We start from the raw sequence: 13,746 nt of genomic DNA, 5'->3' as shown, positions 1-13,746 counted from the left end.
AGGCCTTCCTATTTCGCGAGGCCCTGGTCCTGCAGGTATTTGATCGACAACGGGATTTGCGTCAGGTCGCGCAGCTCGATGATCAGACGGGGATTGCTGCTCAAGGTGTTGAGTGCATCAAACACTGCGTGCCAATTGACCGTGCCGCGTCCCAAGGACCAATGGCGGTCGGCATAGCCGTCGGCGTCCTGCAGGTGGATGTGGCGCAGACGATTGCCAGCGGCCAGTACATAGGCATCAACCGGCGGGGCTGCCGTGTAGCCATGGGCATAGTGGGCGTGGCCCGTGTCGATGGAAACCGCGACGGCTTCGGAGTTGAAGCTGTTGGCCAGGATAACGCGCTCACGCGGGTTCTTGTCCTCGATGTTCTCGATCACCAGTTCACAGCCGATTTCTTCGGCCCGCTTGACTGCATCAGCCATGGTCAAGTGACACAGCTCGATCATTGTCTTGCGCTCAGGATCGAAGAAATCGAGGTTGTTATTGTCCCAGCTGGTGAATGGGCTGTGGACCACCATATGCGTGGCGCCGAGGGCCTCGCAGACGTCCAGACCCTGCAGAAGCCGCTTCTTGACGATCTCGCGCACGTCCGGATCCGGAGTAGCGACGGAAAAGCCCCAGAACGGCCCATGAATGCCGAGGCGGCCTTCTTGACCGTCGCGCAGCTTGCGGGCGCGCTCGACCAGCGGCATCCAGTCGCGGTTGAGCACTTCTCCGCTGGTGAAATCCTGAAGCTCCAGGTCCCGAGGCTGTTCAAGCATCAGGGAGCGGTGGGCTTCCAGCGCATCCAGGGTCATGGCTGCGCCGACAATCGGCAGGTTGGACATGGGAGTGCCTCTTTCAAGCAGAAATGGTCCTGGAATCGGACCGTCGTACATCTGCTTACGAGGCTTGTTTGACAGACATGCGACGGCACACAGGATGCCGTCGCATGTGCGGGATCAGTATCCGCGATTGCGATCCACTAGGCTGCCGGGCAACTCTCCGGTCTCCCACCAGGTCTGGACATTCTCGGCGACGACTTCGGCAGATGATTTCTGTGTTGTCGGGCCAGAGACGTGCGGCAGAACGGTGACGCCCGGATGGGTCCAATAAGGATCATCCCGGGGCAAAGGCTCCTTGTCGAAGACATCCAGAACCGCATGCTTGAGATGACCGCTGTCGAGGCTGGCGAGCAGGGCAGCGTCGTCGATCAGCGGGCCGCGGGAGAAGTTGATCAGCTGAGCACCGGCAGGCAACATGGCCAGGCTCTGCGCATTGATGATGCCTCGTGTATCTTGGGTCAGTGGCATCAGGATCACGGCGATGTCGGTCTCGGTCAGGACCTTTTGCATTCCATCTTCGCCGGAATGGCAGTCGATGCCGGCCAGTGACTTCTGGGTGCGGCTCCAGCCACGAACGGAAAAGCCATTGGTCAGAAGCCTGTAAGCAGCGGCAGAGCCGAGATATCCGAGGCCGAGAATCGTGACCCTGCGGTCCTCCGGCAAGACATAGTCCGCCTCTGCCCAGATCTTCTGTTGCTGCTGACGGGCGTAGATCGGCATGTCGCGGTGCAGATAGAGCGTCCATGCCAGCACGGCCTCGGCCATGATGTCCGCCATGCGCGGATCCGACAGGCGGACGATGTCGAGATCCGGACGATCCAGTTCGCCGACGAGGCGTTCGACACCCGCCCAGAGACTGTGAACCCATTTCAAATTGGGCAGGTGCTCAAGCTGGGCCGGGTCCGGGTCTGCAACGATGGCGATTTCCGTGGCTTGACGTTCGGCTTCGGAGAGTTGTTCGAAAGCCCGCACTTCGGCCCTGCCGGCAAAGGCGGCTGTCAGGGCGTTGGTCCAGCTGGCGTCGCGATGTTCGGCGCGGCGTGCCAAAAGAGGCAGGACTGGCAGGAATGGCGTGCTCATGAGGCAAAGATCCCGCTGGTGTCTGCAAAGCCTTTGACCTCGATCGGATTGCCGCTGGGGTCGCGGAAGAACATCGTGCTTTGCTCTCCCGGTTCTCCGGCAAAGCGAACCGTGGGCGGTAGGACGAATTCGAGGCCGGTAGCGGTGAGTTTTTCTGCAAGAGATTTCCAGGTAGCCATGTCCAGAACCACACCCAGATGCGGCATCGGGACCATGTGGTCGCCGACTTTCCCGGTGTTTGTCGTCTTGAAAGGCTCTCCGAGGTGGAGGGAAATCTGGTGGCCGAAGAAATCGAAGTCGACCCAGGTGTCGGTGCTTCTGCCTTCGCGGCAGCCGAGCAGGTCGCCGTAGAAGCGGCGCGCGTCTTCAAGGTCGGTCACGTGATAGGCGAGGTGAAAACAAGACGGCATGTCATCAGTTCCGCAGGGGTTCATGGGAGATTTTGGTGCCGCCACCAGACATATAGGTCTAGAGTGGGAACCAAAGTCGCTCCGTGTTGAGGTCTAAGTTCCTGCAAGTTTTTGACACATTTACGGAACCTCTGCATTCTTCATGTGTTGAGAGCATGGAGAATATGCTGGAGGGTGCTCAAATTCGATGCAGCTATGGTATTGAAACGAGGGCGCTCTAGTGTAATGTGTCGATCAGTCAGATCCCGTTGCCGGATTGGAAATAAATTTCCACTCCGGCCATGTGCGGTTTTGATTTGACCTAATTGAATTCGAGTAAGACGAGGGAAAATGCGCTTCAGGGACGACCGATCCGGGTTCTCAAATCCATACGGAACTTCCCTTGAAATGATTCCCAGTCTCTCAATTTTTTCTGCAAAACAACTAAGCCTTTGAGAATACTGTCCGCAGTGTTCCCGGCTTTGTTTTGCCTTTAACTAAGTATCGACTGCTGAGGAGAATTCAGATGAAGAAACTGTTCCTGGCCGCTGCCGCGGCGACCCTATGTATGGGCGCTTCCAGCGCACTGGCCGCAGAAGATTGTGGCACAGTGACTGTGGCTGAAATGAACTGGGCTTCCGCGGGTGTGCTCGCTCAGATCGATAAGATCATCCTTGAAGAAGGCTATGGCTGCGACGTGGAGCTGGTGACCGGCGACACCATGCCAACCTTTACCTCGATGAATGAAAAGGGCGAGCCGGATATGGCTCCTGAGCTCTGGATCAACGCGGTTCGCGAGCCCCTCGACAAGGCTGTTGCCGAAGGCACACTGATCATCGGCGGCGAGTCGCTGGCTGATGGCGGCGTTGAGGGCTGGTGGGTCCCGACCTACATCGCCGAAGAACACAACATCAAGACAGTCCAGGACGCCCTTGCGCATCCGGAACTGTTCCCTGGCGCTGAAGACGACAGCAAGGGCGCGCTGTTCAACTGTCCGTCAGGCTGGGCTTGCCAGATCATCACTGCCAACCTGTTCCGCGCCAACAAGGGCGAAGAAGCTGGTTTCGAGCTGGTTGACTCCGGTTCTGCTGCGGGCCTCGACGGCTCCATCGCACGTGCGTTTGAGCGCAAAGAAGGCTGGCTCGGCTACTATTGGGCTCCGACTTCCATCCTCGGCAAATACGAAATGACCAAGCTGGATCGTGGCGTATCGCATGACAAGGAAGCTTGGGAAACCTGTACGGTTATTGCCGATTGTCCGGATCCGCAGCCGAACGACTGGGCGAAGTCCGAAGTGTTTACCGTCGTAACCCCGTCCTTTGCCGAAAAGGCTGGCGTTGCAATGGATTACGCCAAGACCCGCGCTTGGGGCAACGACATCTGTAACTCCGTCCTGGCTTGGATGTCTTCAAATCAGGCAACCAACGAAGATGGCGCTTACTACTTCCTGGAAAACCATGCGGACGTCTGGTCGAAGTGGGTTTCTGAAGAAACAGCGGAAAAGATCAAGGCAGCTCTCTAAGCTTTAGATCTTCGTCTTAATGTTGCTGAACCACTTGCCCGGGCAGACCTCTGTCCGGGCAAGTTTCAGGAACCTCCAGACAACCAGGAACACATCATGGACTGGATCGAATTTCCATCTCTAGGCCGTGCCGATCTTCGCGACCTGCGCGTTGCCATCGATGGCTCGTTTCGTGAATTCACGCGGGCCTACGGTCCCGCCCTCGAACGTATTTTTGAGCCGCTGGAAGATTTTCTGGTGTGGCTCGAAACCCTCCTTATTCAATCGCCCTGGCCTCTCGTCCTGATCGGGTTGGTGGGTATCGTGTTTCTCCTCAGCCGCAGCGTGAAGATCTCCCTCGGGGCGACCATCGCGCTTTTGCTCATTGGCTACTTCGGTATGTGGGAAGACACCATGCGCACCATTGCCGTGGTGACGGTATGTACGATGGTCGCGGTGGTGCTTGGTATTCCGGTCGGGATTGCCATGGCGCGGTCGGACCGGATGCAATCTGTCGTCAATCCGGTGCTCGACCTGATGCAGACCATGCCAAGCTTCGTCTATCTCATTCCGGTGGTGATGATCTTCGGTCTGGGCAAGGTTCCCGGCGTGATCGCCGTTGTGATCTATGCGATTCCACCGATGATCCGACTGACCAACCTGGGGATCAGACTGGTGGACCCGGACGTGCTGGAAGCCGCCGATGCCTTCGGCTCGTCAGGTCGGCAGAAGTTGCTGAACGTTCAGCTGCCTCTGGCTTTGCCGACGATCATGGCTGGTATCAACCAGTGCATCATGATGTCTCTGGCAATGGTCGTGGTGGCTTCGATGATCGGTGTGAAGGGTCTTGGCCAGCCGGTCTTGCAGGCAATTAACAACCAGTACTTCACCATGGGTGTGATGAACGGTCTGGCCATTGTTGCCATCGCCATCATTTTCGACCGGGCTACTCAAGCCTATGGCAAGCGCCTTCAGAAGCATTCAGAGGTGGTCCATGGCTGAGCCGCACGGAATTGAAATCAAGAACCTGTACAAGATCTTCGGGCCGGATGGCGCGTCGATGGTGGAGCGGGTTATCAATGGCATGTCGAAGCAGGAGCTCAACGAAAAGCACAACCATGTGCTTGGCCTGAACGACATCAACATCTCGATGCCGGGCGGCAAGATCACCGTGGTGATGGGGCTTTCTGGCTCCGGCAAGTCCACACTGATCCGCCACATCAACAGGCTGATTGATCCGACTGCGGGCGAAGTGCTCTACGGTGAGCAGGATGTCTGCAAGATGAGCACATCGGAACTACGGGAATTCCGTCGTCACAGAACGGCGATGGTGTTCCAGAAGTTCGCGCTGCTGCCGCATCGGACCGTCATGCAGAACACCGTTTATGGTCTGGAAATCCAGGGCATCAGCGGCAAGAAAGCAGAAGCGAAAGCTGCCCAGTGGATCTCGCGTGTTGGGCTGGATGGCTTTGAGGATAATTATCCGAACCAGCTTTCCGGCGGCATGCAGCAGCGCGTTGGTCTGGCCCGTGCCTTGACCAATGATGCGGACATTCTGCTGATGGATGAGGCCTTCTCGGCTCTCGATCCTCTGATCCGCATGGATATGCAGACGGTTCTGCTCGATCTTCAGCAAGAGCTGCACAAGACGATTGTCTTCATCACGCACGATCTGGATGAGGCCCTGCGCCTCGGCGACAAGATCGCCATCCTTCGCGACGGTGCCGTCATTCAGCAGGGGAGCGGTCAGGAAATCGTTCTTCGTCCGGCAGACGAGTACATCTCGAACTTTGTTCAGGAAGTGAACCGGGGCCGGGTGATCCTGGTGGATACAGTAATGGACAGAGGCGAGGTGGCTGAGACCGATATGGTTCTGCAACAAGGCATCTTGCTGGAAGAGGCGGCGAAGCAGTTTGCCGAATCCGGTCACGCCATCGCCAATGTGGTCGATAAATCCGGCAAGCCGTTGGGCTCGCTAAGCATGCAGCAGGCGATTTCGGCCATGGTGACGCCCAACAGCCACTAGGCTGTGTCCGTTGTCGCAATGAAGATGCAAAAAACCCCGGAGGCGCAAGCCCCCGGGGTTTTTCGTTTGCACTACATTACGGTCGATGGGGCCTGATCTTGTCGTCAGCGTTCCGTAAAGATCGTGCGCATGGCGCGGGTGACAGGGTTCAGGATGTATTGCAGGATAGATTTGGACCCTGTGATTATTTGGGCGTTCACCTGCATTCCGGGCCTGACTGGACGGGTATTGGAGCCTTCGCCGATGGTGTTTCCGGTGAAGTTGATGATCGCCTTGAAGTAGTAGTCACCGTTTTCATCCTCGAAACTGGAAGCGGAGATTGTGCCGACCTTGCCGGTGATCGTCCCCTGGATGTTGGTGTCGTAACTGGTGACCGTTATGTCGGCCTCATGACCCACTTCGATATGGCCGATGTCCTTGGGATTGACCCTTACCTCTGCGACGAGGTTCTCTGAATCCGGGACGATTTCGGCAATCAGATCGCCCGGATTGACCACCGCGCCGCGTCCGGACTGACCGACAAGCTGGATATAGCCGTCAATCGGCGCCTTCACGAACAACCGGTTCTGACGATCCTTGGCTTTTCTTGCTTCCTGGTTGAGCTCATTGCGCTCCTGAGCAATCCGCGAACGCTCATCGGCGACGTCGCGATTAACCTGCGCACCGGCGTGGGACAGGCTGGCCAGGGCTTCTGCCAACATTTCACGACTGGAAGCCAGGTTGCCGGAGGTCTGCTGCTGGGTCAGAAGCGCGCGTTGATATTCGCTCTGGGCATCAAGGAATCGCCGACGGGAGGTGAAACCGTCTTCCAGCAACTTAGCCTGGATGTCGAACTTTTCCTTTTCCAGCGCCACCTGACTTTCTTGCAGTGTGAGCTGACGTTCGAGGCTGAGGATTTCGGCTTCTTTTTGGGCGACGCGGGCGGCAAGCGTTGCCTGTTCGTCGGACAGAGCTTGTCGGTTGGCGCGCAAGGCGTCGCGTTGCTGACTGCTCAAGTCATTGAGGCCGGACTGCAGTCGCAGGCCGATCTGGGCATCACCATTGTACTCCTGGGCAAGCAGTCGCTCTTCTTCCAGGGTGAGGTAGCGCAGGCGGCTTTCAATGCGGGCCAGTTCGGTGGTGGTGTCTTCCTTTTCAAGGCGGGCCAGAGGTTGGCCGGCTTTGACCCAGTCTCCCTCCCGCACCAGAAGCTCGCGAACGATACCGCCTTCAAGGTGTTCCACCGACATCAGGTTCCCCGTCGGCTTGATGTCGCCAATCGTGTGGGCGACTTCCCTGATCTGACCGATCGAGGCCCAGATCAGAAGGGCAACCGTGGTCCCCGCGAGTGCATACAACAGGCGGGAATAGAGCTCGGGCGGAGCTCCGTCTTCTAGCTCAAGCGGCAGTCCAACACGTCCGTAGACTGCCTTGTGCAGGGTATCCTTGCTGTCACTCATAGTACTAACCTTTGTTACGCTGCCCTTTTTGGGGACTTTGAACCTGGCAATTGGGAGGACGGGCTTGTCAGTTCTTTTGCATGATCTCGTCCAGGACTTCGCCCGGAGGGCCGTAGATCGAGACCTGGCCGTTTTGCAGATAGGCGACATTTTCAGCCATCTTCATGTGGCTGGGCCGGTAGGTCGTCATGATGACTGTCGAGTGACCACGCACACGCTCGATCTTTTCCATCAGCAGGCGGTCGCCGTCCCGGTCGAGGTTTCCGGCGGGGTTGTCCAGCAGGTAGATCGGGGCAGGCCGAAGAAATGCGCGGGCGAGCAGAATGCGCTGCTTGACGTTGTCGGGAACACGCTGCAACAGACCGGCGGTCAAACGGGTTTCCAAACCTTCGGGCAGCAGGTCCGTATATTCATCCAGGCCAAACTCGGAGAAGCACTCCAGAAGCTGCTGCTGGTCGGCCTGCGGATCCGCCATGCGCAGGTTCTGGGCGATGGTGCCATAAAAGAAGTCATAGTCGTCCGGTGCGTAGCCGATGCAGTAGCGCCATTCGCCGGGGTCAAGCTGGCGGGTGTCCAGATTGTCAACGAGGATTGCTCCCATCTGGGGTCTGTACAGGCCCAGAAGGGCGCGGATCAACGTGGTCTTGCCGGAGCCACTGGGCCCGGTCACTGCCAATACTTCACCCTTTTCAACCGCAAGGGTCAGGTTGCGAAGCGCGGGTTCCTGGCGGCCTGGATAGCGTAGAACCAGAGACGACATGCGCAGTGTGCCCTGCAGCGAGCGCTGAAGGCTGGGCAGGGCGCCGGGCTCCCGCTCAAGCGGGATTTTCAGCAAGCCGTTGATGCGTTCGATCGCCTGTTGCGCCAGACCAAGCTGGGTCAGGCTGAGGAAGGCCTGATGCATCGGGTTGAGGGAGCGCCAGGACAGAGCCATGACGGCGATCAGGGCGCCGGGGGTCAGGTTGCCATCAATCACCTGGACGGCGCCAAGCGCCAGCACGCCGATGCCGCAGGCGGTCATCGATGTTTGCGACAGGATTTGCATGACGGTGGAGAACATCCGGGTGTGGAGGTTCTTGCGGGCGAACTCGGCGTAGACATTGCGGTACTTGTCCAGCCAGATTTCATTGGCGGACAGCCCCCGGATTTCCTTTGTCTTGTGCAGACTTTCTACGGTGAGGTTCTGCAGTCGCGACTTGGCTTCGCCGGTCACGTTGATGGCCTGTTTCATGCGAGGTACCAGCACAAAGGCGGCCAGCGTGTAGCACAGCAGAAGTCCGGCTGGAAGCAGAGCCAGCTTGCCGCCAATGATCGCAAGAGTGACGACGAAAATTGCAGAAAATGGCAGGTTAATCAGTGCGTTGGCCAGATTTCCGTGAAAGATGTCACGTACACCTTCGAACTGGCGAAGCCGTGTGATCTGCGAGCCGATGGGGGCATTGACCGTCAGCGGAAGTGGCAAATGCAGAAAATGCCGAAAGGTCGTGTTGGCAATGACGCTGTCGAGGCGCGTGCCGAAATACGCCTGTAGGCGCGACTTGGTGATCTTGGTCAATCCGTCGAGCACAAAGATCAGCGCGATGCCGATCAACAGCGTGACCAGCACCGGGATCGACTTGGCGCCCATCGCCTTGTCGTAAACCGTCATGACGAAGAGAGGCAGCGCCAGCGCAAGCATATTTGTGAGCAGACCGACGACGAAAATTCGGACCAGTGTGCCGCGAAACTGATGGAACAGCCTGGATGACCAATGTTTGAACTGGGCTGAACTCTTGAAGGACTGCCCAAGTTGGTCGATCAGGAATGTCTCGCCGGATTGGCTCAGTGGCAGGAGAACTTCCTTTTGCTCGGCGCCGCTATAAGCGCGCATGTAACCCTCACCCGTCTGGTTAAGGCAGACGTAGATGTTATCTTTCGTTGCCAGTAGGCATGGCAGGTTTTCTGCAGTCATGCTGCCCAGCCGACGTATCTTGCGATCCGTCTGGTAATTCAGTCGTGTCAGAACCGCCCTCAGCTCGTAGATTGTTTGGACTGGTTCCAGATGCGGCAGGGCTTCGAACAGGTGTCTTTCCAGCCCGTCCCACCGCAAAGCCTTCAGCAACGGCAGGATGCAGGCTTCGGCCGCGCTGATGGGGCCGTTGCCACTGGAGTGTTCGTGCAGCCGTGTTTCGAGGTCGGCTGGTTTTGCAGCACTGGGGGAGCCGGGCCTGATGGGAGTGTCTGAGGTGAATGCTGAAAGTGACATGGCGTTTTCCTTAGCTCACAGGCTACGCAACTGAATTGGCGGGCAGGGCCGTTTGAAAATGAGCTGGATGGACAGGCTTGTTTTGGCCGGCCTGGGCAGGATTGGTTGGAGTTGCGCTGACCTCGGTGATCTTGCCGGCATCCATGATGATTTGCCGGTCGGCGATCGCTCTGAAGGAGGGGCGATGACTGACCAGAATGAGCGTCATCTGTCCCTTGATGCGTTCCAGCGCTTTGATGAGCGCGGTTTCGCTCGGCATGTCCAATGCGCCATTGGCATCGTCCAGCAACAGGATCCGGGGTTCACCGGCAATGGCTCGGGCAATCGCGATGCGCTGGATGAAGGATGTTGTCAGGTTCTCGTCCAGTCCACCGCCAAGCATGGTGTCGTAGCCCTGCGGCAGCAGATGAATGTCCTTTTCCAGACCGATCAGGTCGGCCGCCAGCCGGGCCTTTGCCGGGTCTGCCTGAACACCGAATAGCGTCAGGTTCTGCAGGATCGTGCCGGTGAACACCTGGGCATCATTGCCGACATAGGAAATCTGTCGGCGCAATGCCTGGTGAGCGGGGCCAAACAGATCGTGGTCGTCGATCAGGACGTGGCCGCTCGTCGGCTTGAGGTCGCCGCTTATCAGACGTAACAGCAGCGATCTGCCGCTTCCGTCGGCCCCGGCAACAGCGATGCTTTCCCCTGCCTTGATCGTCAGTTCCAGATCCCTGATGTGAACGGTCGAGCCACTCTTGTTGAAGTACTCCAGATGCTGGATGGAAACCCGGCCCTGAACCGGGATCTGCTCTGTCGGCAAGGCGTCTTCGGTCGGCAGGGAGAAGAGATTGCAGGCTTCCTGATAGTCGTGATTGATCCGCTGCATGTCGGTCCAGTGATTGATGCCACGCAACAACGGCTGGACAGCCTGACCGGCGAGAAGCGTACAGGCTGCAACTGCGCCGATGCTCATCGATCCGGAGATCACCATGAAGGCGCCGACCGAGACCACACCGACGGTCGTCAGCGAGGTGAATACGGTCGAGGCATCACGGGCCCGATTGGAAAGCTCGATGTAATCGTAACCGAGTTCACTGTAGCTGCGTTGCAGTCGCTCGAAGCGACGCATGATGACAGGCTCCAGGGCCATTGATTTGATGGTGTCGAGGCCGGCAAGCACTTCGAGAAGGAAGTCGTACTTGCGTTGATCCTGGGTCGTGCGTTCCCCAACCATGCGGTGGAGCTTTTCGTTCAGGGATGCTGTGCGCAGAGCGAAAATCCCCAGCAAGACAATGGGAACGAACCCAACCGGGCCGCCGATAAGGAAGAGAATTGCGACGAATACCAGGCTGGCAGGCAGATCGATGATCAGCAGACGGGCCGGGCTGCCGTAGTGGTCGGCAAGCGACTGCAAAGCCTTCAGTTGCTCGATCTGCTTGGAAACACTGAGTTTGGAGCGCAGGTCTGAACGGGCGTACAGAATGCGCCGCATGGCTTCCAGGTGGGCCTTATGGCTGAAAGAGGCCGACAACCAGGAGACGATGAAGCTCCGCAGAATTTTCAGAACCGCATCGAGCACCAGCACGCAAACCAAACCAAGGGCAAGGACCAGAAGCGTATCTGTCGATTTGTTCGGCAAGATACGGTCATAGACCTGCAAAATGGTCAAAGGTAACGCCAACCCAAGAATAATACTGATCAAGGAGGCGACGATCACCGAAAGCGGCAGGTCGGGCGTCTTGATCGGCTCGACTCCGTGGGAGGCGGTGATCTTCAGCTTGGGAAGTGTGACATTCTTAAAAATGCCATTAGTAAATAAACGCATTCGTCTTCCTCCATTACTGAAGGTAAACACGTATTTGTTTCGGAATGGTTTAATGGAGGGTGTGAAAAAATTTACTACAATACATAATGTTTGGCGTTTATTGTCAGTATTTACGATGACTAGACTTGGTGGATTCTTTGTTTGTTAAATTTCAGTCGTGGTAATGGAGCCCAAATCTAGGAGGTACTCCCATGTCCACGAATGAGACAGAACGCCCAGACGCCAATAACACCGACAATGGTGCTGCAGGTCAGAACGCAAACGGCAACCAGAGCGGTGGTCCTGTCGTCAGTGACGAGGTGGCCCGTGCCGGCGCGCAATCGTCCGATCCGTATCGCGGGGACGAGACAAGCGATTATGCGGTCAGCGTGGACTCGGGAGATTCAAGCGAAGCGACCGTCTCGAACCTCTTTCAGGCGGTGCCGCTGGAACATGAAGGCTATGGTGAGGGCGAACTCGGCGATGAGAAAGTCGCAGGCAAGAGTGACGCCTCGGGAGACACCAATGGTCTCGATGGCAGCGGCGACCTTCAATCTACCGCGCAGGGACCGTTCTCATCTCTTGAGATTGTCGAGACCGCTGCCGAAGACGGCGGCGACGAGGACCAGGGACTGCAAAGCGACGGCCTGAATGACACCAGCCCGGAAACCTCCTTTCCCCGGTTTGCTCTGGGCGAGGGCGATGATGTCTCCGTCAATGATGGTCAGGCAGGCTCCGGTGCGGGCGGTGGCGGTAATGCCGCGGCCGCTGATGGCGGGGCTGGCTCCGGCGCCGGTGATGTCACGGACATTGATCCGAACGCAAACGGCTTTTCCGAAGATGCGGCTGCTGGCGACGTTGTCGGTCTGACGGCTTTTGCCAACGACCCGGACCTGGGCGATACAATCATCTATTCCATCGATGACCCGCGTTTCGATATCGATCCGGACACCGGCATCGTGACGATTGCAGATGGTGCCGAATTCGACGCGGAAACTGAAGACACGATCACTGTTGTGGTGACTGCGACTTCCACGGATGGCAGTGTTTCGGTTCAGACATTCGTCTTCAACGTCGATGATGCGAATGAATTCGATCTCACGGAAGTGGAAGACGTGGATGCGACCGCCAATGCGGTGACGGAGAACGCGACAGGTGGCACAATTGTCGGGATCACGGCTTTTGCCGATGACCAGGACGCCACGGACACGGTGACCTATTCCATCGACGACGCGCGCTTCGATATCGATCCGGAGACCGGTGTTGTAACGGTTGCCGTCGGTGCCGACCTGGATGCGGAGACGCTGGAAACCATCGACCTCGTGGTGACGGCCACTTCGTCTGATGGCTCGACGTCAACAGCGACTTTCACCATCACGATTGCGGATGACAATGAGTTCGCCATCACCCAGGTGGTGGATTCGGACCTGACAACGAATACCGTTTCTGAGGCTGCAGTGGCCGGCGATGCCGTTGGCATCGTTGCCTTTGCCGAGGACCAGGATTCCACCGATGACGTGACCTACACGATCGCCGATGCGCGTTTCGAAATCGACGCGGAAACCGGTGTGGTGACGGTTGCCGAAGGTGCTGTATTTGATGCGGAAACCGAGGCATCCATTGATGTTGTGGTCACTGCTACATCGTCAGACGGATCTTCCAGCAACGCTACCTTCACAATCACCGTGTCCGACGACAATGAATTCGACATCACTCCGGTGACGGATGTTGATCTGAGCGCCAATACAGTCGCGGAAAACTCCGCCGGTGGCGCTGTCGTCGGCATTACGGCCTTTGCTGAGGATCTGGATACCGATGATGACGTAACCTATTCGATCACCGACACCCGGTTTGAGATCGATGCTGAAACAGGCCTCGTGACGGTCGCTGACGGTGCTGTTCTTGATGCAGAAACGTCGCCGACCATTGACCTTGTGGTGACTGCAACGTCGACAGATGGTGCGACCAGTACAGGCACCTTCACAATCACGCTGTCGGATGAGAATGAGTTTTCCATCGGTCCTGTCTCGGATGCAGATGCCTCTCTCAACTCGATCGCGGAAAACTCTGCTGGTGGCACGGTTGTCGGCGTCACGGCCTTTGCCGAAGATCTGGATGTCAGTGATGATGTGACCTACTCAACCACCGATACACGGTTCAATGTCGATGGCATCACGGGTGAAGTCACGCTTGCTGATGGGGTTACTCTGGACGCCGAAACGACAGACAGTATTTCGCTCGTTGTGACGGCGACGTCCTCGGACGGCTCGACGAGCTCTGCGACGTTCACGATTGCGATCAGCGACGAGAACGAGTTTGCGATCACGCCTGTGAGCGACACGGATGGTGCTGCGAACACGATCACGGACACGGCGACTGCCGGGACTGTGGTGGGGATCACCGGCTTTGCCGAGGATCTGGATGTGAGCGACACGGTGACCTACTCGATTGCC

The 13,746-nt window shown here is 57.5% G+C and carries 10 protein-coding genes; 4 read left to right on the top strand and 6 right to left on the bottom strand.

What is annotated here, in order from left to right; translation table 11 throughout:
- Positions 1–8 precede the first annotated feature (8 nt).
- From J0X15_RS16535 to J0X15_RS16525, 3 genes are all read right to left on the bottom strand, one after another.
- Positions 9–827 (bottom strand): sugar phosphate isomerase/epimerase family protein, encoded by an 819-nt coding sequence (locus J0X15_RS16535; protein WP_206943106.1) that lies wholly within the window; start codon positions 825–827, stop codon positions 9–11.
- A gap of 114 nt (positions 828–941) precedes the next feature.
- Positions 942–1,904 (bottom strand): 2-hydroxyacid dehydrogenase, encoded by a 963-nt coding sequence (locus J0X15_RS16530; RefSeq protein WP_206943104.1) that lies wholly within the window; start codon positions 1,902–1,904, stop codon positions 942–944.
- Positions 1,901–2,314: a VOC family protein gene (locus tag J0X15_RS16525; protein ID WP_206943102.1), complete on the bottom strand. Its 414-nt coding sequence runs from the start codon at positions 2,312–2,314 to the stop codon at positions 1,901–1,903. The genes J0X15_RS16530 and J0X15_RS16525 overlap by 4 nt, the downstream gene beginning before the upstream one ends.
- A gap of 505 nt (positions 2,315–2,819) precedes the next feature.
- Here J0X15_RS16525 and J0X15_RS16520 point away from each other — a divergent pair.
- From J0X15_RS16520 to J0X15_RS16510, 3 genes are all read left to right on the top strand, one after another.
- On the top strand, positions 2,820–3,815 hold the full coding sequence (locus J0X15_RS16520; protein WP_206943100.1) for an ABC transporter substrate-binding protein: 996 nt from the start codon (positions 2,820–2,822) through the stop codon (positions 3,813–3,815).
- Between the two features lie 96 nt (positions 3,816–3,911).
- On the top strand, positions 3,912–4,796 hold the full coding sequence (locus tag J0X15_RS16515; RefSeq protein WP_206943098.1) for an ABC transporter permease: 885 nt from the start codon (positions 3,912–3,914) through the stop codon (positions 4,794–4,796).
- On the top strand, positions 4,789–5,820 hold the full coding sequence (locus J0X15_RS16510) for a quaternary amine ABC transporter ATP-binding protein (protein ID WP_206943096.1): 1,032 nt from the start codon (positions 4,789–4,791) through the stop codon (positions 5,818–5,820). The genes J0X15_RS16515 and J0X15_RS16510 overlap by 8 nt, the downstream gene beginning before the upstream one ends.
- 104 nt (positions 5,821–5,924) lie before the next feature.
- Here the strand turns inward: J0X15_RS16510 and J0X15_RS16505 are convergent, their stop codons facing one another.
- From J0X15_RS16505 to J0X15_RS16495, 3 genes are all read right to left on the bottom strand, one after another.
- Positions 5,925–7,259 (bottom strand): HlyD family type I secretion periplasmic adaptor subunit, encoded by a 1,335-nt coding sequence (locus tag J0X15_RS16505; RefSeq protein WP_206943094.1) that lies wholly within the window; start codon positions 7,257–7,259, stop codon positions 5,925–5,927.
- Positions 7,260–7,326: 67 nt separating this feature from the next.
- Positions 7,327–9,504, bottom strand: coding sequence for a peptidase domain-containing ABC transporter (locus J0X15_RS16500; protein ID WP_206943092.1), 2,178 nt, complete (start codon positions 9,502–9,504; stop codon positions 7,327–7,329).
- A gap of 22 nt (positions 9,505–9,526) precedes the next feature.
- Positions 9,527–11,314 (bottom strand): peptidase domain-containing ABC transporter, encoded by a 1,788-nt coding sequence (locus J0X15_RS16495; RefSeq protein ID WP_206943083.1) that lies wholly within the window; start codon positions 11,312–11,314, stop codon positions 9,527–9,529.
- Between the two features lie 191 nt (positions 11,315–11,505).
- Between J0X15_RS16495 and J0X15_RS16490 the strand changes: the two genes are divergently transcribed.
- On the top strand, positions 11,506–13,746 hold a 2,241-nt coding region (locus tag J0X15_RS16490; RefSeq protein ID WP_206943072.1), incomplete at its 3' end, for a cadherin repeat domain-containing protein.

The sequence above is a fragment of the Roseibium limicola genome (assembly GCF_017313085.1).
Lineage (GTDB): Bacteria > Pseudomonadota > Alphaproteobacteria > Rhizobiales > Stappiaceae > Roseibium > Roseibium limicola.
The sequence above is the reverse complement of the archived record's forward strand: the minus strand, read 5'-3'. Positions and strand labels throughout refer to the sequence as shown.